General features: G+C 62.2%; 22 protein-coding genes. 13 read left to right on the forward strand and 9 right to left on the reverse strand.

Going from position 1 to position 22,566, the window contains the following annotated elements; translation table 11 throughout:
• The first annotated feature begins 121 nt into the window (after positions 1-121).
• On the forward strand, positions 122-2,251 hold the full coding sequence (locus ACIO0C_RS25815; protein WP_401316365.1) for a mechanosensitive ion channel family protein: 2,130 nt from the start codon (positions 122-124) through the stop codon (positions 2,249-2,251).
• 127 nt (positions 2,252-2,378) lie between these two features.
• On the opposite strand, the gene ACIO0C_RS25820 is transcribed toward ACIO0C_RS25815, so the two are convergent.
• Complete coding sequence (locus ACIO0C_RS25820) at positions 2,379-6,683, reverse strand: DEAD/DEAH box helicase (RefSeq protein WP_401316367.1); 4,305 nt, start codon at positions 6,681-6,683, stop codon at positions 2,379-2,381.
• 286 nt (positions 6,684-6,969) lie between these two features.
• Between ACIO0C_RS25820 and ACIO0C_RS25825 the strand changes: the two genes are divergently transcribed.
• Together ACIO0C_RS25825 and ACIO0C_RS25830 are read left to right on the forward strand one after the other, a co-directional pair.
• Positions 6,970-7,854, forward strand: coding sequence for a sugar nucleotide-binding protein (locus tag ACIO0C_RS25825; protein ID WP_401316369.1), 885 nt, complete (start codon positions 6,970-6,972; stop codon positions 7,852-7,854).
• Complete coding sequence (locus tag ACIO0C_RS25830) at positions 7,847-8,776, forward strand: NAD-dependent epimerase/dehydratase family protein (protein WP_401316372.1); 930 nt, start codon at positions 7,847-7,849, stop codon at positions 8,774-8,776. The genes ACIO0C_RS25825 and ACIO0C_RS25830 overlap by 8 nt, the downstream gene beginning before the upstream one ends.
• Positions 8,777-8,934: 158 nt before the next feature.
• Here the strand turns inward: ACIO0C_RS25830 and ACIO0C_RS25835 are convergent, their stop codons facing one another.
• The 5 genes from ACIO0C_RS25835 to ACIO0C_RS25855 all read right to left on the reverse strand — a co-directional run bounded on the left by ACIO0C_RS25835 (position 8,935) and on the right by ACIO0C_RS25855 (position 12,906).
• The gene (locus ACIO0C_RS25835; protein ID WP_401316374.1) at positions 8,935-9,633 is read right to left on the reverse strand and encodes an OmpW family protein; all 699 of its coding nucleotides are present in this window, start codon (positions 9,631-9,633) and stop codon (positions 8,935-8,937) included.
• A gap of 144 nt (positions 9,634-9,777) precedes the next feature.
• Positions 9,778-10,293, reverse strand: a complete 516-nt coding sequence (locus ACIO0C_RS25840; RefSeq protein WP_401316377.1) for a DUF3299 domain-containing protein — start codon at positions 10,291-10,293, stop codon at positions 9,778-9,780.
• 10 nt (positions 10,294-10,303) lie between these two features.
• The gene (locus ACIO0C_RS25845; RefSeq protein ID WP_401316380.1) at positions 10,304-11,569 is read right to left on the reverse strand and encodes an ABC transporter permease; all 1,266 of its coding nucleotides are present in this window, start codon (positions 11,567-11,569) and stop codon (positions 10,304-10,306) included.
• A 1-nt stretch (position 11,570) separates the two neighbouring features.
• On the reverse strand, positions 11,571-12,281 hold the full coding sequence (locus ACIO0C_RS25850; protein ID WP_401316381.1) for an ABC transporter ATP-binding protein: 711 nt from the start codon (positions 12,279-12,281) through the stop codon (positions 11,571-11,573).
• A 49-nt stretch (positions 12,282-12,330) separates the two neighbouring features.
• Positions 12,331-12,906 (reverse strand): DUF2796 domain-containing protein, encoded by a 576-nt coding sequence (locus ACIO0C_RS25855; protein ID WP_401316383.1) that lies wholly within the window; start codon positions 12,904-12,906, stop codon positions 12,331-12,333.
• A gap of 136 nt (positions 12,907-13,042) precedes the next feature.
• Here ACIO0C_RS25855 and ACIO0C_RS25860 point away from each other — a divergent pair, with 136 nt between their 5' ends.
• Positions 13,043-13,384 (forward strand): hypothetical protein, encoded by a 342-nt coding sequence (locus ACIO0C_RS25860; protein WP_401316386.1) that lies wholly within the window; start codon positions 13,043-13,045, stop codon positions 13,382-13,384.
• 85 nt (positions 13,385-13,469) lie between these two features.
• On the opposite strand, the gene trxA is transcribed toward ACIO0C_RS25860, so the two are convergent.
• The 3 genes from trxA to ACIO0C_RS25875 form a co-directional block, all read right to left on the reverse strand.
• Positions 13,470-14,342 carry a thioredoxin gene (gene trxA / locus ACIO0C_RS25865; RefSeq protein ID WP_008065763.1) on the reverse strand — a complete coding sequence of 291 codons (873 nt, stop codon included), beginning with the start codon at positions 14,340-14,342 and terminating at the stop codon, positions 13,470-13,472.
• 171 nt (positions 14,343-14,513) lie between these two features.
• Positions 14,514-15,170 (reverse strand): class I SAM-dependent methyltransferase, encoded by a 657-nt coding sequence (locus ACIO0C_RS25870; RefSeq protein ID WP_401316389.1) that lies wholly within the window; start codon positions 15,168-15,170, stop codon positions 14,514-14,516.
• Positions 15,167-15,625 carry a YbaY family lipoprotein gene (locus ACIO0C_RS25875; protein WP_401316391.1) on the reverse strand — a complete coding sequence of 153 codons (459 nt, stop codon included), beginning with the start codon at positions 15,623-15,625 and terminating at the stop codon, positions 15,167-15,169. The genes ACIO0C_RS25870 and ACIO0C_RS25875 overlap by 4 nt, the downstream gene beginning before the upstream one ends.
• A gap of 127 nt (positions 15,626-15,752) precedes the next feature.
• Between ACIO0C_RS25875 and nrdR the strand changes: the two genes are divergently transcribed.
• The 9 genes from nrdR (at position 15,753) to ACIO0C_RS25920 (ending at position 22,505) form a co-directional block, all read left to right on the forward strand.
• Positions 15,753-16,217 carry a transcriptional regulator NrdR gene (nrdR, locus tag ACIO0C_RS25880; protein WP_003228656.1) on the forward strand — a complete coding sequence of 155 codons (465 nt, stop codon included), beginning with the start codon at positions 15,753-15,755 and terminating at the stop codon, positions 16,215-16,217.
• A complete protein-coding gene (gene ribD / locus ACIO0C_RS25885; RefSeq protein WP_401316393.1) occupies positions 16,214-17,347 on the forward strand; it encodes a bifunctional diaminohydroxyphosphoribosylaminopyrimidine deaminase/5-amino-6-(5-phosphoribosylamino)uracil reductase RibD in 1,134 nt (377 codons plus the stop codon). Before nrdR ends, ribD begins: the two co-directional genes overlap by 4 nt.
• A 47-nt stretch (positions 17,348-17,394) precedes the next feature.
• Complete coding sequence (locus ACIO0C_RS25890) at positions 17,395-18,060, forward strand: riboflavin synthase (protein ID WP_008059524.1); 666 nt, start codon at positions 17,395-17,397, stop codon at positions 18,058-18,060.
• A gap of 16 nt (positions 18,061-18,076) precedes the next feature.
• On the forward strand, positions 18,077-19,168 hold the full coding sequence (ribBA, locus tag ACIO0C_RS25895) for a bifunctional 3,4-dihydroxy-2-butanone-4-phosphate synthase/GTP cyclohydrolase II (protein WP_008059522.1): 1,092 nt from the start codon (positions 18,077-18,079) through the stop codon (positions 19,166-19,168).
• Between the two features lie 91 nt (positions 19,169-19,259).
• On the forward strand, positions 19,260-19,736 hold the full coding sequence (ribE, locus tag ACIO0C_RS25900; RefSeq protein ID WP_003228649.1) for a 6,7-dimethyl-8-ribityllumazine synthase: 477 nt from the start codon (positions 19,260-19,262) through the stop codon (positions 19,734-19,736).
• Positions 19,733-20,233 (forward strand): transcription antitermination factor NusB, encoded by a 501-nt coding sequence (nusB, locus tag ACIO0C_RS25905; protein ID WP_095197200.1) that lies wholly within the window; start codon positions 19,733-19,735, stop codon positions 20,231-20,233. Before ribE ends, nusB begins: the two co-directional genes overlap by 4 nt.
• A 27-nt stretch (positions 20,234-20,260) precedes the next feature.
• Positions 20,261-21,226, forward strand: coding sequence for a thiamine-phosphate kinase (gene thiL, locus ACIO0C_RS25910; RefSeq protein WP_401316396.1), 966 nt, complete (start codon positions 20,261-20,263; stop codon positions 21,224-21,226).
• Positions 21,223-21,726 (forward strand): phosphatidylglycerophosphatase A, encoded by a 504-nt coding sequence (locus ACIO0C_RS25915; RefSeq protein ID WP_008059518.1) that lies wholly within the window; start codon positions 21,223-21,225, stop codon positions 21,724-21,726. The genes thiL and ACIO0C_RS25915 overlap by 4 nt, the downstream gene beginning before the upstream one ends.
• Before the next feature lie 23 nt (positions 21,727-21,749).
• Positions 21,750-22,505, forward strand: coding sequence for a substrate-binding periplasmic protein (locus ACIO0C_RS25920; RefSeq protein WP_401316399.1), 756 nt, complete (start codon positions 21,750-21,752; stop codon positions 22,503-22,505).
• The last annotated feature ends 61 nt before the right edge of the window (positions 22,506-22,566 follow it).

Here is a 22,566-nt window from a genome sequence, read left to right on the forward strand (position 1 = left end):
GGGATGAGCATTTGATATTTGTCTTGAGCGCAAAGATTGCCGGGCATTTGCCGGCCAGCACCGAACTAGTCCGGCATTTCTCGATCAGTTCCTTACAGTCCTATCCAAAGGAGCGGATGCCTTGATCAGGCTCAAGACGGCGATATTACTGGGGGCGATGTTGTTCCTCGGCAGCGAGGAACTGGAGGCCGCGGCGATACCGGGGGTGCCGGCAGCGGCCACCGCCGCCACACCGCCGGCACACCCTGAACCCTTGGTACAGGGCGGATTGCTGGGGGCCATCAGTTCGAGCATTGATGACATCCAGAACAAGCTCGATTTCAACAAGGACCTGCTCGACGCCTGGCGCCTGCGCGCTGACCGTGCGGCCGATGAGGTGGATCAACTGGTCAATCGTCCATCGGCCCGTTCGAGCTGGAGCGTGGCGGGGGATTTCCTGCTGCTGACGGCGGTGTGGGCGGGTGTCTTCGGCCTGCTCTGGATGTTCGGCAAGTTCCTGGCCGAACGCCTGTGCCGCCATCGCTTGCTGCTCAGTCGAGAGCGCGGACAGGCATTACTTGGCTATGTATTGCCCTACAGCCTCCCTGCGGTGATCAGCCTGCCACTGACGATTTATGCCAGCCAGTTCATGCCTGTATCGGCGGGTCGGGCGCTGGCGTTGTGTCTTGCCTATGCCACCAGCAGTGGCGTGTTCGCAGCAGCGTTGGTGATGTCCCTGGTGGTGCTGTTCAATGTCGGGCACAAACGCCGGGCGGTGCAGATCATTCGTCATGACAGCCCACGGCCGCTGTTCGCGATCGGCTTCCTCGTCGCCCTCAGCGATGCCTTGACCAGCCCGCAGATCGCGCACCAACTGGGTAACAATCTCACCAGCAGCATCGCCGTGTTTACCGGGCTGGCGGCCTCGATTTCCTTTGGTTTGCTGGTGATCCGCATGCGCCGTCCGGTCGCCCACGTGATCCGAATCCTGCCGCTGGCCCAGCGACGGGCGCAGCCGGCCTTGCGCGAAACTCTGCGGATTTTTTCCGGGCTCTGGTACTGGCCGATCCTGTTGATGGTGCTGGTCTCTATCATCAACCTGATCGGCATTGGCGATGACAACCAGCAAGTGCTACGCAGCGCGCTGTTCACCACGGTACTGCTGATTGCGACGGTGTTTCTCAGCACCACGCTGCACCACTTGTTCAAGACCCGCAGCGAGTCCGACGTGCGCCGCAGTGGCGCCTACAAAGAGCGCTTCCTGAGCCTCTCCCATGCGCTGTTGCGTATCGCCATGGCCATCGTGTTCATCGATATCCTCGGACGAATCTGGGGCGTGTCACTGTTCGATTTTGCGGTCAGCAACGCCGTGGGGCGGGCGATCAGTGACTCGTTGAGCCATATCGGCTTGATCTTCCTGGTGACGTGGATGGTCTGGGTCGTGCTCGACACGGCGATCCAGGAAGCCCTGAAACCGCCGACCAACAAACGCGGGGCACGCCAGCCGAGTACGCGGGTCAAGACCATCCTGCCGTTGCTGCGCAATGCGATCAAAATCATCCTGGTGGTGATCTGCGCCATCACCACCATGGCCAATCTTGGAATCAATGTCGCGCCGTTCCTGGCCGGTGCCGGGGTCATTGGCCTGGCCATCGGTTTCGGTTCCCAGCAACTGGTGCAGGACGTGATCACCGGGTTGTTCATCATCATCGAGGACACCCTGTCGATCGGTGACTGGGTGGTGCTCGATTCCGGGCATGCCGGAACGGTCGAAGGCCTGACCATCCGCACCTTGCGCCTGCGCGACGGCAAAGGGTTCGTGCACTCGGTACCCTTTGGCCAGATCAAGGCCGTGACCAACCAATCGCGGCAATTTGCCTATGCCTTCTTTTCCGTGCAGTTCACCTATGACACCGATGTCGACAAGGCCATCGAACTGATTCGCGAGGCCGGGCATTCGATCAGCGACGACCCGTTCCTCAGGTACAACCTGCAAGGACCGCTGGATGTGTTCGGCGTCGACAGGATGGACCTCAATGGCGTGGTCCTGACGGCACAATTTCGCACCGTGTCGGGTGGGCAGTATGCGGTGAGCCGGGCCTTCAACCAGCGGTTGAAAAAGCTTGTGGATAACAGTCCGTGGGTGCATTTCGCGCAGACTTATCCACAGCAGGTCTTGATGCCGAGGCAGGCGGCGGAACCTGTGCATGATGGGGCGGCTGAGCCGGAGCATGCGGCGGTGTTGATGCCGGATCGGCCTCGGCCCCAATAAGCTGTCGTCAGGGATGGCCTCATCGCGAGCAAGCTCCCACAGTGATCTCGATTGTTCGCAAACTCTGTGTTCACCGACGAACCCTGTGGGAGCGAGCTTGCTCGCGATGAGGCCGTCCCAGACAACATCAATGCCGGATCAGCTTGCTCTGCACTTCAGCCATCGCCTGCTGATCCAGTTCCAACCAGAAATACTGCTTGCCCGCGATCTGCGCAGCAGCCGGCAAACCATCGCGATACACCAGTCGATTACTCGCCAGCGCCGGCACTTTTGCACCGGGCAGGAGGGTGCCGGCGAGGTTCAGCGGATCCACCCCGCAGATCGCGATCAAGCTGCCGTCATGGGGTCGGCGCCGCACTTCGCGCAGCAATGGAATCGCCTCCGGCAGCGCGAACTGTTCGCCCGCCAGGCCACTGACAAAGCGCCCACCACGAATCTCGCCCCGCGCTTCCAGCCGATGAAAGGTGCGCAGTAATTCCCGCCAGCTCGGCAGCCAATCGGCCTCCCGTTCCAGCAATCGCCAGAACACCACGCCGTAGCGGCGCAACAATATCATGGCGATGTGTTCCAGGGTGTCTGCCGGTGTTGGCCTCGGCCGCGAGTTATCCACAACCGGCGCGGCAACCCCGCGGCGCATCAGTGCCCAGCGCCCGGCATCGTCCATGCCGCCGACAAAGGCGCCGCGCCCTCGGCGACTACTACGCTGCTGGCGCTTGCTGGCCGGCGTAATCAGCGCCCGCAGGCCGGCAAAGCTGTCGGCGTTCACCAGCCCGGCACCGACCAGTTCCTGCAGGGCGATTTCCAGTTCCGAGCGCAACAAATGAGCTTCGTGAATCAGCTCATCGAAAAACAGCGCGCCGTGCTGGCTGAGGGCGGCGTGAACCTTCTGTGTCTTGGGCGACAGTTCGCTGACGGGCGTCTGCTCGGTCAAGTCGCTCCAGAGACCGACCCGTTGACGCGGCAACAACAGGATCGGCGTGCTGCGTAGCGCGGTGCCGGTGCTGCGGTTGCGCGCGGTCAGCCGGGTCCAGACCAGCTTGCCGCTACGGCACGCATCATCAAGCCAGGTGGGCGAATAGTCCTTGAGCCTCGCGGGCAAAAGGTCGCTGTCCCAGGCTGAAGCGGCGGCGGGGTAGCCTTCGAACTGAGCGACGATCGCCGGTAACATCGCGCTGCCCTGGCCTCGGGTGGCGTTGGACAGGTGCTGCCAGTCGAACAGAAAACGCATGAAATCCTGCAAGGCCACGGGCTCGATTTCCCGGCGCAGGCGCTTGACGGTGTAGCGATGAATTCGAGCCAGCAAATGTCGCTCGCACCACTCATCTTCAGTGCTGCCCGGAGTGAACCGACCGCGCAGCACGTAGCCTTCGCGTTCGAGTTGCGCCAGCGCCTGGCTGATTTGAGTCACCGGCAATTGCAGCGGTGCGGCAATCGCCTTCAACGGCAATGGACCAAAAGCGCTGAGCCGTGCGCGGATCACTTCAAGCACGGCGTCGTCCGCTTCCCAGTGTTCATCGAACCCCGGCAACGCCTCCAGCGCCGGCAACAAGACAGCCTGTGGATAAATGGCCCGCAGACAGCTCAGTCGTTCCCGCGCCAGCCAGAGTGAAGGGTTGATGCGACAGGCACGGCCGCTGTCGGCCAGGGTATTCAACCAATCGAGCCAAGGGGCGTTGGCGCTGGCCTCGGCTCCGGTGATGCACGCCAGGCTCATCAGCGCCTCGTGCATTTCATCCACACTGTTGGGCGCCGGCCAGGCTTCTTCGCGCACGGCGCCAATCGCCTCGGCGTCCAGTGCACCGAGGTCATCGGTGGATTGTGGCTCGCTCCAGCGCCGATTGATGACGGCTTGCGTGCGGCGCTCTTCCAGCGGCGCATCGTCAAGAAAGGTGTAGGGCCGGGCGCTGAGTATTTCCGCCGCCAGCGGCGAGGGCGCCGGCAGGTCGCGGCTGATCAGGCGGATCTCACCGCGTTCCATGCGCCGCAACAACGCCAGCCAGCCTTCGCTGTCCATGGCGTCGTGCAGGCAATCGTCGAGCGTTTGCTCCACCAGCGGATGCTCGGGAACTTCCCGTTCGCCGACCAGGTTTTCCACACAGGCAATCTGATCGGGAAAGACACTGGCGATCAGGTCTTCACTTTTCATGCGCTGTATCTGCGGCGCGACTTTGCGCCCGCCCGTATAGCGCGGCAACGCCAGCGCCACGCCGGCATTCCAGCGCCAGCGCACGCCGAACAGCGGCGCGTCGAGCACGGCCTGGGTCAGTATGTGCTCCGCGCTGTTGCTGTGCAGATAGCGCCAGACCTCATCCAGCTCAAAGCTGTGGCTGGTGGACAGCGACAAGACAATGGCGTCCTCGCTGGCGGCCGCCTGCAATTCGAAATTGAAGGTGCGGCAAAAACGCTTGCGCAGGGCCAGGCCCCAGGCGCGGTTGATGCGGCTGCCGAACGGGCTATGGATGATCAGTTGCGTACCGCCCGATTCATCGAAAAAACGCTCCATCACCAGCGTGTCTTGCGAGGGCAGGGCGCCGAGGGACTGGCGCGCACGGGCGAGGTATTCGACCAATTGTTCGGCGCTGGCCAGGTTCAGGCCGAGGTGGTCGGTCAGCCAATCCAGGCTTGGTTGCAAGTTGCCGGGCGTGGCGCCCAGTAGCTTATCGAGACGCGCTTGCAGGCGCGCGACGGCAAACGACAGCTCCGCGCTGCGCCCCGGCGCCTCGCCGAGCCAGAACGGAATGGTCGGAGGTTGTCCCTGAGCGTCTTCGACCCGGACCTTGCCGGTTTCGACCCGCAGGATCCGGTAAGAGGTATTGCCCAACTGGAACACATCGCCAGCGATGCTTTCCACAGCGAAATCTTCGTTGACGCTGCCGATGTTCAGCGCTTGCGGCTCCAGCAACACGCTGTAGTCGGCGTTGTCCGGAATCGTCCCACCGCTGGTCACGGCTGTCAGCTTGGCGCCGCGACGACCGCGCAGGGTATGGTTCACGGCATCGCGATGCAGGTAGGCGCTGCGGATACCCTGGCGCCCGTTGTAGCCCTCGGCAAGCATCCGCAGCAGTGCCTGATAATGTTTTTCGTCGAGGGCGGTGTAGGGTGAGGCACGCCGGAACAGCGCCAGCAACGCGTCCTCTGGCCATTCCTGGCAACTGACTTCGGCGATGATCTGTTGCGCCAGGACGTCCAGCGGCGCCTCGGGGATCAGCAGGGTGTCGAGCTCGCCCCGGCGCACGCAATCGAGCAGCGCGACGCATTCAATCAGGTCGTCGCGGGTGGTGGCGAACAAACGGCCCTTGGGTGTACCGCCGACCTGGTGCCCGGAGCGACCGACCCGTTGCAGAAAGCCGGCGATCGAACGCGGCGAAGCGATCTGGCACACCAGGTCGACGTCGCCAATATCGATGCCCAACTCCAGCGACGCGGTGGCGATCAACACCTGCAGCTCGCCGCGCTTGAGCCGCTGTTCGGCGTCCAGGCGAAACTCCTTGGCCAGGCTGCCGTGGTGGGCGGCCACGGCGTCCTTGCCCAGGCGTTCGCTCAGATGCCGGCTCAGGCGTTCGGCCAGGCGCCGGGTGTTGACGAACACCAGCGTGGTGCGGTGTTCGCGGGCGAGGGCGGCAAGACGGTCGTAGACCAGCTCCCAGACATCATTGGCCATCACCGCCGACAGCGGCACGGGAGGTACTTCGATGCCCAGGTCCCGTGGGCGGGCGTGGCCGATGTCGATGATTTCGCAGTCTCGATCGCGGCCGACCAGAAAGCGCGCCACTGCCTCGATAGGTTTTTGCGTGGCCGAGAGGCCGATGCGCATCAGCGGTTCGGCGCACAGTGCCTGCAAGCGTTCCAGGCTCAGGGCCAGGTGGCTGCCGCGCTTGCTGGCGGCGATGGCGTGGATTTCGTCGACGATCACCGTGCGTGCGGTGCCGAGCATTTTTCGGCCTGAGTCGGAACCGAGCAGCACGTAAAGCGATTCCGGGGTGGTGACCAGGATGTGCGGCGCGGTCTTGCGCATCGCCGAGCGGTCTTTTTGCGGGGTATCGCCGGTGCGAACGGCGGTGCTGATCCGCAGCTCGGGCAGACCCATCACCCGCAACTGCTCGGTGATGCCGGCCAGCGGGTCTTGCAGGTTGATCTGGATGTCGTTGGACAGCGCCTTGAGCGGCGAGACATAGACCACCAGGGTTTCGTCCGGCAGGCCTTCAGTGGTTTCCAGGCCACGGTGGACCAGATCGTCGATAACGGCGAGGAAGGCGGTGAGGGTCTTGCCGGAACCGGTGGGCGCGGCAATCAGGGTCGAGCGGCGCTGGCGGATCAGCGGCCACGCCCGGGCCTGGGCGGCGGTGACCGTCGCGAAAGTCTTGCTGAACCAGGCGCTGATGGCGGGGTGGAAGCCGGTCAGGGCACTGTCTGCGGGGATGGGCAGGTTCATGGTCTGATTTATGCGGGTGACTCAGTGAAGATGCAAGTACCGCTCAGGATCTCCGTTGACTGGCAAGGCCTCTTCGCTGGCAAGCCAGCTCCTACAGGGCCGGCAGTGCTCTTGTAGGCGCTGGCTTGCCAGTAGCGGCACTACAAAACCGGGACATCTACACTTTACGGATGACGGTTGCGCACTAAACCCGCAAAATGCAACGATTCCGGCAACTATCGACGACATCGCCCGCGGGCGCTGTCGATAAAGCCATCGTTCCAATCAGACTGGGCCTGCTGACTCTATGCGAATGCGCCTTATGTTACTGGGCGGCGGAAATGCCCTTGGGCAGGCGCTGATTCGCCTCGGTGCGGAGGAAGACATCGGTTTCCTCGCCCCCCGCCCACCGCAAGACGGCTGGGATGCCGCGAGCCTGACGCAACTGCTCGACGACACCCGCCCGGACGCGTTGATCAACCTCGCCTACTACTTCGACTGGTTCCAGGCGGAGGCGGTCAGCGAACAGCGCCTGGCCGGGCAGGAGCGGGCGATCGAGCGCCTGGCCGAACTGTGCCAGCATCACAACATCGTTTTGCTGCAACCCTCGAGTTATCGCGTGTTCGACGGTAACCGCGCGACAGCCTACAGCGAAAAAGACGAGCCCATGCCGCTGGGCCTGCGTGGCCAGGCCTTGTGGCGAATCGAGAAAAGCGTGCGTGCCACCTGCCCGCAACACGTGCTGTTGCGTTTCGGCTGGCTGCTCGATGACAGTCCCGACGGCACCCTCGGGCGCTTCCTCGGCCGCGCCGAGCAGGCACAGGAACTGTTGATGGCTGACGACCGCCGGGGCAATCCGACTCCGGTGGACGACGCGGCCCGCGTGATCATTTCGGTGCTCAAGCAACTGGACTGCAGCGCACCGCTGTGGGGCACCTACCACTACGCCGGGCATGAGGCGACCACGCCGTTGGCCCTGGGGCAGGCGATTCTCACTGAAGCCCGCGCCCTGCACCCGCTGGCCATCGAAGCGCCGACCGCCCAGGCTCACGCCGCGCGACCGGACGCCGCGGAAGAACCGCAGCACGCGGTACTGGCCTGCAAGAAAATTCTGCATACCTTCGGAATCAAGCCACGCGCCTGGCGTGCGGCCCTTCCGAGTCTTCTGGACAGGTTCTATCGTCATGGCTGATCGCCCCGTTTTGATTACCGGAGGGGCCGGCTTCATCGGCTCCCATCTCACCGATGCCTTGCTCGGCAAGGGCTATTTGGTACGGATTCTTGATGATCTGTCTTCCGGTAAACGCAGCAACCTGCCGCTGGACAATCCCAAGGTAGAACTGATCGTCGGCGACGTGGCCGATGCCGCCCTGGTAGCTCGTGCGATGGCCGGTTGCAGCGCCGTGGCGCACCTGGCGGCAGTGGCGTCGGTACAGGCGTCGGTGGACGACCCGGTAAAGACCCACCAGAGCAACTTCATCGGCTCGTTGAATGTCTGTGAAGCCATGCGCCAGTCGGGCGTCAAGCGCGTACTGTTCGCCTCCAGTGCCGCGGTGTATGGCAACAACGGCGAAGGCGAGTCAATTGATGAAGACACGCCCAAGGCGCCGTTGACGCCCTACGCGTCGGACAAGCTGGCGAGCGAGCAATACTTCGATTTCTACCGGCGCGAGCATGGGCTGGAGCCGGTGATTTTTCGCTTCTTCAACATCTTCGGCCCCCGCCAGGATCCGTCCTCGCCGTACTCCGGGGTGATCAGCATTTTCAGCGAGCGCGCCCAGAAAGGCCTGCCGATCACCGTGTTTGGCGACGGCGAGCAGACGCGGGATTTTCTCTACGTCGAGGATCTGGTCGATTTGCTGGTGCAGGCCATCGAGAAACCTCAGGTCGAAGACGGCGCAGTCAACGTCGGCTGGAACCACGCCACCAGCCTCAAGCAGATGCTTGCAGCCCTTGAGGTAGTGGTCGGCAAACTGCCACCGGTGAGCTACGGCCCGGCGCGCTCCGGGGACATTCGTCATTCACGGGCCAACAACCGGCGCATGCTGGAGCGCTTCAGAGCGCCCGAGCCGACGCCGTTGAGTGTCGGGCTGGCGCGGTTGCTGGGCCAATAGAAAAAGGCGCCCGTTGAGGCGCCTTTTGTTACCCATCGTTCCCACGTGCTGCAAAGAAATGCCTCAATGGACGCTCTGCGCCTGCTCTTGGAACGCGGAGCGTCCCGGGCTGCATTCATTGCTGCGCGTAGGAGCGATCATCACCACCACGTGAATGCTTAGAACTTGTAACCCAGGCCGACCATGTAGATAAACGGATCCGCATCCACGTTCACCCGTGCCCGGGTGCCCGGCGCGATGGCGTTGTTTTCCACGGTCGCACGCGTGTCGATGTCGATGTAGCGCATCTGCGCGTTGAACAGGATGTTGTCAGTCAGCATGTAATCGGCACCTACCTGCCAGGCCACGCCCCAGGAGTTTTCGGTCTTGAAGTTGCTGAAACCATTGGCGCGCGCTTCGCTGCTCAGGTGTTCGTCATACATCCAGGTGTAGTTGACGCCTGCACCGACATAGGGCTGGAACGCTGACTTGGGGTCGAGCGGGTAGTACACCAGGCTCAAGGTCGGTGGCAGTTGATTAAAGCTGCCGAGTTTGCCGTTGGCTGCGCTCAGGGCGGTGCCCTTGAGTTTTACGTCATGCTCGAACGGCGTGGCCGCCAGCAATTCGATGCCAAGGTGATCGGTGATCATATAGGCGAAGTTAAGGCCCAGTTGTGTGTCGCTGCTCAGCGTCGCCTCGCCGCCCAGGTCGGCACCGCTCAATGGGCCCTGATCGACCTTGACGCTGGAACTGTCGGTATTGGGGTCGACGGTGATCGCGCCTGCACGCAAGAGGATGTCGCCTTTTTCGTGAGCGTGGGCGAGCGGGGCCGTGAGCGCGAGGGCAATCAGCGAGGCACCGAGCAGGGACTTGTTCATGGGGGCTCCAGAGGACGTTAAAAATGTTCGATGTCCAATGGTAAGCCGGCTAACGATTCGGTCTTTTGATGCAGCTCAATGAAAGTGGGATGAGATTGGTTTTTGGGGAACCTGTGAGGGCCTCTTCGCGGGCAAGCCTCGCTCCTACGGCAATTCATACAGGTAAATCTTGTCCGCCTCCATCTGGTAACCGGCATCCGCCAACTCGCTGGTGGACGCTTTTACCTGCAACGCACCTTCGATCCAGTACGGCTGATACAGCTCGTCGAGCTTCACGCCCACTTCGCTTTTGACATGCACGATCTGGTTCGACGGCGGTGGCGGCACATGAATGCAGGCGCCGAAATACGGCACCAGCAGAAAGTCCGTGGTACGACCTTCTTCACTCACTTCCAACGGCACGATATAGCCCGGCAACCGAATATTCTGCCCGTCGAGGGCCTTGACCACCGGGGCATTGGGCATGTCCTGCTTCGCTGCCGGCGCCGATTCGGCGGACAGCGCATCGCTCATCTTCGACAGGTCATGCAGTGGCGTCATGTTCGGTACTTCCGGCGCCGCATCCGGCGGGATCATTTCCGACCAGGTCAGCTCTTTCGGCGCAGCCGCCCACAACGGCAGGGCGACCAGCATCAACAGCGCAAAGACAGCGCGGGGCATTTCAACGTCCTCATAAACGGATCGACAGGCCATCGGCCAGGGATTGGCGATAGGCGCGCCAGGCAGGCACGCTGCCCATCAGCAACGCAGCGATCAGGATGCCACCGAGTAGCGTCCATTCATATTCACTTGGCCACGCCAGTGGCAGAAACAGGCCGTAATTGGCTTGCACGTAACCCTGGGCCGCCGCGATGCAGGCGTAAAGCAGCGCCACGCCGGCAACCACGCCGGCCAGCGCCAGGGCGAACGCCTCCAGCACCAGCAGCGTCGCGACATGCCAAGGCCGCGCGCCCACCGAACGCAGGATCGCCATCTCCCGTCGGCGTTCATTGAGACTGGTGAGAATCGCCGTGAGCATGCCGATCAACCCGGTCAGCACCACGAACAGCGACACCACGAACAAGGCTTTTTCCGCTGTGCTCATCAAACTCCACAACTCCTGCAGCGCAACGCCCGGCAGGATCGCCAGCATCGGCTCGCCACGGAATTCATTGATTTCGCGCTGCAAGGCAAAGGTTGAAATCTTGCTGTTGAGGCCGATCATGAACGCGGTGATCGCCTGGGGCGTCAGGTCCATGTTGCGGGCCTGATCGGCGCTGATCCGCCCGTTGCCCCGGGCCGGCACGCCGTTGTGCCAATCGATGTGAATGGCCTCCATGCCGCCGAGGCTGATGTGCAGCGTGCGGTCCACCGGGGTGCCGGTACGCTTGAGGATGCCGACTACGGTGAATGGCTTGTCGTCATGCTTGACCAGGCTGATCACGGCCACGCCATGGGCCAGCACCAGCTTGTCGCCGAGCTTGTAGTGCAACGCATCCGCGACTTCGGCGCCGAGCACCACTTCGAACGGGTCGGTGGCGAAAGCACGGCCATCGGCCAGTTCCAGGTGTTGCTGGCGGCCGTACTGGTAGTGTTCGAAGTACGCCTCGGTGGTGCCCATCACCCGATAGCCGCGATGGGAATCGCCGAGAGACATAGGAATGGCCCACTTCACTTTCGGGTTGTTGGCGAAGTGTTCAAAGCTGTCCCAGCGGATGTTGTTGGTGGCGTTGCCGATGCGAAATACCGAGTACAGCAGCAGGTTGACCGAGCCGGAACGCGCGCCGACGATCAGGTCGGTGCCGCTGATGGTGCTGGCGAAGCTGGCCTTGGCCTCGGTGCGCACCCGTTCCACGGCCAACAGCAGGCACACCGACAGGGCAATGGCGAACGCGGTGAGGATCGCGGTGAAACGGCGGTTAGCCAGGCTGGCCATGGCTAGACGAAACAGATACATCTCAGACCTCTGCAGACGTGGCGGCGCGATTGAGTTCGGCCAGCGACAGGTGGCGATCGAACAGCGGTGCCAGGCTCTGGTCATGGCTGACGAACAACAGGCTCGAACCGGCTTCGCGGCATTCGGCGAACAGCAGGCGAATGAAGTTCTCCCGGGCGTCGTAGTCGAGGGCCGAAGTCGGCTCATCGGCGATCACCAGTTCCGGTTGACCGATCAACGCGCGCGCGGCGGCCACTCGTTGTTGCTGGCCGATGGACAGGGAGTCGGCGCGGCGAGCGAGGATGTTGTCGTCCTTCAAACCCAGGTGGGCGAGCAGGGTGGCGGCGGCCTGATCGATACTGCCGTGGCGCTGTTTCGCCCGCTCGGCGCGCAATTTGGAAAAGTGGCAGGGCAGTTCGACGTTCTCGCGCACTGACAGAAACGGCAGCAAGTTGAACTGCTGGAAGATGTAGCCGGTGTGATCGACGCGAAAGTGGTCGCGGGCGCCGGCCGAGAGTGCGGTGAGCTCCTGGCCAAGCAGGCGAATGCTGCCGCGATCGGGTTTTTGCACACCGCCGAGCAGGCCGAGCAGGGTGGTCTTGCCGCTGCCGCTGGGGCCCTTGAGGAACAGGGTTTCTCCGCGCTCCAGGCGAAACGCCGGGATATCCAGCAAAGGCGGATGATCGGGCCAGCTGAAGCCCAGGTCGGACAGTTCGATGAGTGCTTGGGTCATGTGAAACCGGTCAGGTTGATAGAGAACCCTTTGTGGGAGCGGCGGCGGATCAGAATTTGAGGGAGGCAGTCTTCGCTGTCACTTCAACCCCTTGCTGCCCGCTCGGGCCGATCAGTTGTACCTGAATTTTCTGTGTGGCCGGGAATGCGTTGAAAATATTCGCCAGGTCCAGGGTCTTCAGCGCGCCGGGTGTGGCGCAAGTGAATTGGTAATGGGCGTGGATTTCGCTGTGGTCGTGGTGATGTTCGTCCTTGGCGTCTTCGTCATCGGCCTCCGGTTTGTCACCGAACAGCGGGCTCTCCAGTTCCTGGCTCGCGACCACGCAACCGGCGGCTTTCGCCAGGCTGAACAGCGCCACCGGCTCCTCAAGTTGAGCGCGAACTGCGGCGACCTTGGCTTTGTCGGCATCGGTGGTGGCGGCATGCTCGAACCCCACCAGGTTCATCGCCGGACTGTCCAGCTCCAGCTCCAGGGTCTGGCCGTCCAGCGCCGCGTTCAGGCGACCGACGCCGTGCTCGTGGGCGCCGAGGCTGCCTTGCTCATGGTCGCGGTCATGTTCGTCAGCGGCATGGGCGACAGCCAGCGGCAACAAGGCAAACGGCAGGGCGAGAAGCAGGCTACGCATGGCGAGTCTCCGAAACACAAGATGAATAAAATGTTATGTAATCTTATAACGTTAGTGCGCGAATTGTGACTGCCAGCTTGGCGTTGCACAAGCCCCATGGGAGCATGGGCGTGAAGAAATGTTCGGGAGCTGATTCATGTTGCGAATTCGCGGAAGCATCGGCGACTGGCCGGTGGATTTGACGCTGGAGATGGATGACGCCGATTGGGCGCGGCTGGGTGCGCAGTTGCAGGTGGAAAAAACCGAGGTCAGTGTGCCTGCGGCGAAACCGCTGAATGAGGACGATGCGCTGTGGCAGGTCGCCAGGGATTTGCTGCGCAAGGCCGGGCAATTGAGCGGGCCGGATCTGCTGGAGCAGTTGGAAGGATTGACCGGCAGTGCGGCGTCGGGCAAGCGCCTGTTGGTGCGTTTGCGTCATAGCGCGGATGTGAAAGTCGAGAGCGGCGGCGATACGCCGATTTTCCGCTGGATCGAATAAACCGTAAAAGATCGCAGCCTGCGGCAGCTCCTACATTGGAATGCGTTTCCTTGTAGGCGCTGCCGCAGGCTGCGATCTTTTGATGTTAATACAGCGCAGCAAACAACTTGCGGCGGTAGGTGGTCACCAGCGGATGGTCGTTACCCAGCAATTCGAATACCTGCAGCAAGGTCTTGTGCGGCAAACCTTCGCTGTAGCTGCGATTGCGGATGAACAGCTTGAGCAGTCCATCCAGTGCCGCGTCGTACTGCTGGCGGGCCAGTTGTTGCACGGCCAGTTGGTAGACCGCTTCATCGTCCTGCGGGTTTTTCGCCAGGCGCGCCTTCAGGTCGGCGGCATCCGGCAAATCCTTGGCCTGGCCGAGGAACTTGATCTGCGCCTTGGCGCCGGCCAGGGCGGCCTTGTGTTCATCGCTCTTGACCGCGTCGAGCACGGCTTGCGCTTCGCCCAGCTCACCACGCTCGGTGAGGCAGCGGGCATAAAGAATCAGCGCCTTGGCGTTGGTGTTGTCTTCGCCCAGCAGGACTTTGAGCAGGGCTTCGGCATCGGCGAAGCGGCTGTCGTCGAACAAGGCCTGGGCCTGTTCGAACGGATCGGCGGCGGCCGGTGGCGGCATTTGTACATGGGGCTCGAGCAGCGCCCGAACGGCCGACTCCGGCTGCGCACCGGCAAAACCATCCACCGGCTGGCCATCCTTGAACAGCACCACGGTCGGCAGGCTGCGAATACCGAAGCGGGCGACGATGTCCTGTTCGAGGTCGCAGTTGACCTTGGCCAGCAGCAGCTCGCCCTGATAGCTCTCGGCAATGGTCTGCAGCATCGGCATCAGCACCTTGCAGGGCGCACACCATTCGGCCCAGAAATCCACCAGCACCGGTTTGTGGAAGGAGTTCTCGATCACCGACTGGTCGAAATCGGCAGTCGTGGCGTCGAAGATGTACGGCGTTTGCTGACTCATGGGGGATCTCGTAAAAGCGTGAATGGGGCAACTATACGGCCTGGCGGGGGGCGGCCGGAAGTATGGGCAGTCTGAGAGAATGCCTTCGCGGGCAAGCCTCGCTCCTACAGGTCCGTTATCCGTTTTGAAATCGGCGCGGACCTGTAGGCGCGAGGCTTGCCCGCGAAGCTTCTAAGTGCGCCGCGCGTGGTAGAGGCTCACATGCCGAAACTCTTCGGGCTCACACAGATCCGGCAAGGTCATGGCTTCGAGCATTTCGATGCGCCGATACAACGGATGGCGGAAATCCCGTACTCGAGAATCCGCCACCAGCGCTTCCCGGCCACGACTGAGGAATTCATCGAGCAACGGCAAGTTCGCCCGGTCGTACAGCACGTCCGCCACCAGGATCAGATCAAAACGGTCGTCTTCGGCGAAAAAATCCGTCGAGTAAGTGAGCTGTACTTCATTGAGTTCGGCGTTCGCCCGACAGGCGGCAATTGCCAGCGGGTCAAGGTCGCAGGCCACCACTTCCAGCGCGCCGGCCTTGACCGCGGCAATCCCGGCCACGCCAGAGCCGGCACCGAAATCCAGCACCCGCTTGCCTTCGACCCAATGCCGGTTCTGCGCCAGGTAACGGGCCACGGCCAGGCCGCTGGCCCAACAGAAACTCCAGTACGGCGGCTCATGCAGAATGCGCCGGGTCTCTTCCGGGCTGAAGGCGCGGTCCATGTTGTCGCCATCGATCAGCCACAACTTCAGATCAGTCTGCGGCAACCCGCAGGCGACCAGGCGCGCATCCCCGAGCAATTCACCCAACGCCTGTTGCAGGTCCAGCGGCGACTTCATGGGGCTTTGACGAATTGCAGTTGTCCCAGCGCCTGGGTGGTCGGCTGGTAGATCCGCTGTGATGGCAGGTGCAGGATCAGTTGGCCCGACTGGCTGGCGCGACCGCGCAGTTCAACCCGGGCACCCGCCGGGAACGAGTCTGGATTGAAACGCAGATGAAACGGCAACACCTGGTTGGTGCCGATCAGGTTGGAACTGGCGAGCAATTGTTGCGGGCGGTCCTTTTCGTCGATCACCAGCAGCGCCAGCTCGACTTCGGCGCCTTCCGGTACGCCTTGCAGGGTACCGCTCAATTCGCGCTGATAGGCCGGCAGCGGGCCGAGGTTGGCCGATTCCCGGGCTTTCTTCTGCGCTTGCTGCGGCGCCGGGCCTGGTGTTGGTGGCTGGGGGGCATCGCTGCTGCAAGCCACCAACAGGCTGAAAAGGCTGAGCAAAACGAGCGGTCGTAACGGCATTGGTAGCTCCGGAAGGGCGAAATCCATGGATCATGTGATCATCCCGTCTGTATACCGCAAACCCTATGGCTTGTCTTGCCACCCGGATGCGCTACCATGGCCCTCCCTTTTTTTGTTGCCTGCCACCATGCACTGTCCCTTCTGCGGTGCCAACGACACCAAGGTCATCGACTCGCGTCTGGTCGCCGAGGGCGAACAGGTGCGCCGCCGGCGTGAATGCCTGGCCTGCGGCGAACGTTTCACGACGTTCGAAACCGCTGAACTGGTGTTGCCGCGCCTGATCAAAACCGACGGCAGTCGCCAGCCGTTCGACGAAGAAAAACTCCGCGCCGGCATGCAGCGTGCGTTGGAAAAGCGCCCGGTGAGTGTCGAGCGCCTCGAATCGTCGCTGGTGCACATCAAACATAAACTGCGCGCCACTGGCGAGCGCGAGGTCAAGTCCCTCGTGGTTGGTGAGCTGGTGATGGCCGAGCTGCAAAAGCTCGACGAAGTCGCCTACATTCGCTTCGCTTCGGTGTATCGCCGCTTCCAGGACCTCAATGAGTTCCGCGAGGAGATCGATCGCCTGGCCCGGGAACCGGTGAAAGAATGACCACATCCGCAGAGCTTGCTGTCCTCGACGCCCATTACATGGCCCGTGCGCTGGAACTGGCGCGCAAAGGTCATTACACCACGCACCCCAACCCGCGGGTCGGTTGCGTGATCGTGCAGGGCGGGCAGATCGTTGGCGAAGGCTGGCACGAACGCGCCGGTGAGCCCCACGCCGAAGTCCACGCGTTGCGCGCCGCCGGTGAGCTGGCCCGTGGCGCCACCGCTTACGTGACCCTCGAGCCCTGCAGCCACCACGGTCGCACGCCACCGTGCGCCGATGCGTTGGTCAACGCCGGTGTGGCGCGGGTCGTCGCGGCGATGCAGGACCCGAACCCGGAAGTTGCCGGTCGTGGTCTGCAACGCCTGGCCGAGGCCGGCATCGCCACCGAAAGCGGAGTGCTGGAAGGTGAGGCGCGCAAGCTTAACGAAGGCTTCCTCAAGCGCATGGAACATGGCTTGCCGTTCGTGCGGGTCAAGTTGGCCATGAGCCTGGACGGTCGCACGGCCATGGAAAGTGGCGAAAGCCAATGGATCACCGGGCCCGCGGCGCGTTCGGCGGTGCAACGCCTGCGTGCCCAGGCCAGCGTGGTGCTGACCGGTGCCGACACCGTACTGGCGGACAACGCCCGCTTGACCGTGCGAACCGACGAACTGGGACTGGATGCCGAGCAAACCGCGCAGGTGATGAGCCGTGCGCCACTGCGCGTACTGGTCGACGGGCGTCTGCGCGTGCCACTGGATGCACCATTCTTCAAGGCCGGCCCGGCGCTGGTCGCCACCTGTGTCGCGGTGGAAGAGCAGTACGCCAATGGCCCGGAATGCTTGATCGTGCCCGGCTACGACGGTCAGGTCGATCTGCGTCAGCTACTGGTCGAGCTCGCCAACCGTGGCGCCAACGAGGTGTTGGTGGAGGCCGGTCCGCGGCTGGCCGGTGCTTTCGCTCAACTCGGTTTGGTGGATGAATTCCAGATTTTCATTGCCGGCAAGTTTTTGGGTTCCTCGGCACGGCCGCTGCTGGACTGGCCGCTCGCGCAAATGAAAGATGCACCCGAGCTCAAAATCACCGAAATTCGCGCGGTGGGCGATGACTGGCGAGTCACTGCCATTCCTTCACCGGCAGCGAGCGTATAATTTCCGGCCATCGCTATAGCGCTGGCTCTGTTCTCGAGGAGAACCCCATGTTCACCGGCATCATCGAATCCATCGGCAGTATTCGTGCATTGACCCCTAAAGGCGGAGATGTGCGGGTCCACGTCGAAACCGGCAAGCTCGACCTGAGCGACGTCAAACTGGGCGACAGCATCGCGGTCAACGGCGTGTGCCTGACCGCTGTTGAACTGCCGGGCAACGGCTTCGCGGCTGACGTCAGTCGCGAAACCCTCGACTGCACCGCCATGAATGACCTCAAAAGCGGCAGCCCGGTCAACCTGGAAAAAGCCCTGACCCCGACGACTCGCCTGGGCGGGCATCTGGTCAGTGGCCATGTGGATGGTGTGGGCGAAGTGGTTGCCCGCACCGAAAATGCCCGTGCCGTGGAATTTCGCATTCGCGCGCCCAAGGAGCTGGCCAAGTACATCGCCCATAAGGGTTCGATCACCGTCGACGGCACCAGCCTGACCGTGAACGCGGTCGATGGCGCCGAGTTTTTGCTGACGATCATTCCGCACACCCTGAGCGAAACCATCATGGCGTCGTACCAGCCAGGTCGCCGGGTGAACCTGGAAGTGGACTTGCTGGCGCGTTATCTGGAGCGTCTGCTGTTGGGCGACAAGGCCGCTGAGCCAACTGCCGGCAGCACCATTACCGAAAGCTTTCTGGCCGCCAACGGCTACCTCAAATCCTGACTGAAGGGGGTGCCTTGTGGCGCTCAATAGCATCGAAGAACTGGTTGAAGACATCCGCCAAGGCAAGATGGTCATCCTCATGGATGACGAAGACCGCGAGAACGAAGGCGACCTGATCATGGCCGCCGAGTGCTGCCAGGCCGAACACATCAACTTCATGGCCAAGCACGCCCGTGGCCTGATCTGCATGCCGATGAGCCGCGAGCGCTGTGAACTGCTCAAGCTGCCGCTGATGGCCCCGCGCAACGGTTCCGGTTTCGGCACCAAGTTCACCGTGTCGATCGAAGCGGCCACAGGCGTCACCACCGGCATCTCTGCCGCCGACCGTGCGCGCACCGTGCAAGCGGCGGCCGCCCGTGATGCCAAGGCTGAAGACATCGTCAGCCCCGGCCACATCTTCCCGCTGATGGCCCAGGCCGGCGGCACCCTGGCCCGCGCCGGCCATACCGAAGCGGCGTGCGATCTGGCGCGCATGGCCGGTTTCGAGCCGAGCGGGGTGATCTGCGAAGTGATGAACGACGACGGCACCATGTCCCGTCGTGCCGAACTGGAAGCTTTCGCCGCTGAACACAACATCAAGATCGGCACCATCGCCGACCTGATTCACTACCGGATGATCCACGAACGTACCGTTCAGCGGATTGCCGAACAGCCTCTGGACAGCGAACTGGGCCAATTCAACCTGGTGACCTATCGTGATTCCGTGGAAGGCGACGTGCACATGGCCCTGACCCTGGGCACTGTCTGCGCCGAAGAACCGACCCTGGTGCGCGTGCACAACATGGACCCGCTGCGCGACCTGCTGATGGTCAAGCAACCGGGCCGCTGGAGCCTGCGCGCCGCCATGTCCGCGGTTGCCGAGGCTGGCAGCGGCGTAGTGCTGTTGCTCGGCCACCCACTGGATGGCGATGTATTGCTGGCGCACATTCGCGAAACCGCCGATCACCTGGCGGTGAAAAAGCCGACCACCTACAGCACCGTGGGTGCCGGTTCGCAGATCCTGCGTGACCTCGGTGTGCGCAAAATGCGCCTGATGTCGGCACCAATGAAATTTAATGCGATATCCGGTTTCGATCTGGAAGTTGTAGAATACGTGCCCTCCGAATAATGACCGGTCGTTTCCGGACTTGAATTCGCGGCAAATAAATCACCGAGGGACGCGTACGAGACGCGTCCCGGCTCTTTAAGAGATCTATCGAATGACCCTGAAGACCATCGAAGGTACCTTCATCGCCCCTAAAGGCCGCTATGCTCTGGTAGTAGGCCGTTTCAACAGTTTCGTCGTTGAAAGCCTGGTCAGCGGTGCTGTTGATGCCCTGGTTCGCCATGGCGTGAGCGAAAGCGACATCACCATCATCCGTGCCCCTGGCGCCTTCGAAATTCCGCTGGTTGCGCAGAAAGTCGCCCAGAAGGGCGAGTTCGCGGCAATCATCGCCCTGGGCGCGGTCATTCGTGGCGGTACTCCGCACTTCGAATACGTGGCTGGCGAGTGCACCAAGGGCCTGGCCCAGGTGTCCATGGAGTTCGGCGTGCCGGTCGCTTTCGGCGTCCTGACCGTTGATTCCATCGAGCAAGCCATTGAACGTTCCGGCACCAAGGCCGGGAACAAAGGTGCCGAAGCTGCCCTGTCCGCTCTGGAAATGGTCAGCCTGCTGGCGCAGTTGGAGGCCAAGTGATTAGCGACGAAAGCGATCGTTTCAACCCGCGCGATCCAAAACCTGCGGATGCTGGCAAGCCATCGAAAAGCGCCAAGCGTCGCGAAGCCCGTCAGCTCGCGACTCAAGCGCTGTACCAATGGCACATGGCCAAGCAGTCGCTGAACGAGATCGAAGCGCAGTTCCGGGTCGATAACGATTTCACCGATGTCGATGGTGCGTACTTCCGCGAAATCCTGCACGGGGTTCCGCAGTTCAAGACCGAAATCGACACCGCGCTCAAGCCTTGCCTGGACTTGACCATCGAAGAGCTGGACCCGGTTGAACTGGCGGTTCTGCGCCTGTCCACCTGGGAACTGCTCAAGCGTGTCGACGTGCCTTACCGCGTGGTGATCAACGAAGGGATCGAACTGGCCAAGGTCTTCGGTTCCACCGATGGCCACAAGTTCGTCAACGGCGTGCTCGACAAGCTGGCCCCGCGTCTGCGTGAAGCTGAAGTGAAGGCGTTCAAGCGCTGATCGGCGCTTGAATACTTTTTCTCGGCCATGGGCGAGTTTGAGCTGATCCGCAATTTCTTCGCCGCCGCGCCTTGTGCGCAGGGCGGCGAAGGCGTTGCCCTCGGGATTGGCGATGACTGCGCCTTGCTGGCTATTCCTCCCGGGGAGCAGTTGGCGATTTCCACCGACACCCTGGTGGCTGGCGTGCATTTCGCCGACCCCTGCGATCCGTTTCTGCTCGGTCAGCGCTCGCTGGCCGTGGCCGTCAGCGACCTGGCTGCCATGGGCGCCACGCCCGTTGCGTTTACCCTTGCCCTGACCTTGCCGACGGTGACCGCCGATTGGCTGCAAGCCTATGCCCGTGGTTTGAACCTTATGGCGCAGAGCTGCGGCGTGGCGCTGGTAGGTGGCGACACGACCCGCGGGCCGTTGAGCCTGACCATGACCGTGTTCGGGCGCGTGCCGGGCGGTCTGGCGCTGACCCGCAGCGGTGCGCAACCGGGTGATCTGCTGTGTGTAGGCGGCGACCTGGGCAATGCCGCCGGTGCCTTGCCATTGGTACTCGGCCAGCGCACGGCCCAAGCGCGCATTGCCGAGCCGTTGCTGGCGCATTACTGGTCGCCGCAACCGCAGCTCGGCTTGGGTCAGGCGCTGCGTGGCAAGGCCACTTCGGCCATGGATATCTCCGATGGTCTGCTCGCTGATTGCGGGCATATCGCGCTGGCCTCGAAGGTTGGAATCGAAGTCGAACGGGATCGTTTGCCGCTGTCGCAGAGCCTGGTCGAATTTCTCGGTAAAGCGCACGCACAGGTTGCGGCCCTGAGCGGTGGCGACGATTACGTACTGGCCTTCACCTTACCGTCCGTCGAGTTACCACTGTTGCTGGCCGACGGCTGGCCGATCCATGTGATCGGGCGGGTGATATCAGGGCAGGGCGTGATGTTGCTGGACGCCGAAGGCAAAGACATAACCCCGCAAACCCGGGGCTATCAACATTTTCGGGAGACACCGTGACAGATCATCCCAAACAGGTTCCGGCGGAGTTCGTACCGCCATCGGTCTGGCGCAATCCCTGGCATTTCCTTGCGTTTGGCTTTGGTTCGGGCACCTTGCCAAAGGCACCGGGCACCTGGGGGTCGCTGGTTGCGCTACCCTTTATCCCGTTATGGCAGATGTTGCCCGACTGGGGTTACTGGCTGATGCTGGGCATCACCATGTTGTTCGGCTTCTGGTTGTGCGGCAAGGTGGCCGATGATTTGCGGGTGCACGACCACGAGGGCATCGTTTGGGACGAAATGGTCGGCATGTGGATCACCCTGTGGCTGGTGCCGGAAGGTTGGCAGTGGCTGCTGGCGGGATTCCTGATGTTCCGCTTCTTCGATATCCTCAAGCCGTGGCCGATTCACTGGGTTGACCGGCATGTGCATGGAGGTGTCGGCATCATGCTCGATGATGTGTTGGCCGGGGTGTTTGCGTGGTTGGCGATGCAGGGGCTGGTATGGATTTTCGCCTGAGGGATTAATTAGGAGAACTAGGGATGGTTCGACACTGCTGGGTAGCGATGGTGTTTGCGGTGTTCGGTGCATTCGCCCAGGCGGAGGAGGCAACCACCGCTCCGTCGGTGATTCATCTGGCCAGCGAAGACTGGGAAGACTATACCGCTGCCGACGGCCACGGCCTGGGTTGGGATGTGTTGCGCAAAGTCTTCGAGCCGGCGGGGGTCAAGCTGGACATCCGCACCGAACCCTATGTGCGTTCGATGGGGTTGGCCGAGCGGGGTGAAGTCGATGCCTGTGTCGGCTCCTACCATGAAGAGTCCAGCGATGTGCTTTATCCGCGCTGGAACTTCGATATCGATCATATCTATGCCCTGGGCCTGGCCAGCAGTCCGCAACCGACCCCGCAAACCTTGGGCAATTACCGCCTGGCGTGGGTACGTGGCTACGACTATCAGGATTATCTGCCAAATATTCGCCGTTACAACGAAGTGTTAAGGCGGACCGGCATCGTTTCGATGCTGACGCAGAACCGCGCCGACTTCTACATCGACGCGCTGACCGAAGTCGATTGGGTGCTCAGTCGGGCCAAGGATCCTTCCCAGTTCCGTCGCACCCATATCGCCGAATTACCGTTGTACCTGTGCTTTGCCAAGACCCCGGCGGCCCGCAGCCTGATGGCGTTGTTCGACCAGCGCATGGCGCAATTGGTCAAAAGCGGTGAGCTCAGGCCGATCTTCGAACGCTGGAAGCAACCCTATCCATTCAATGAGAATGAGCAACTGACCGGCCAGTAATCAAACTTTTTGATAGTTATGGCCGATAATTCAGCCTAAGCGTGGGTTGGAACCTGCTGTT

The organism is Pseudomonas sp. NPDC087336 (genome assembly GCF_044744285.1).
Taxonomy (GTDB): Bacteria; Pseudomonadota; Gammaproteobacteria; order Pseudomonadales; family Pseudomonadaceae; genus Aquipseudomonas.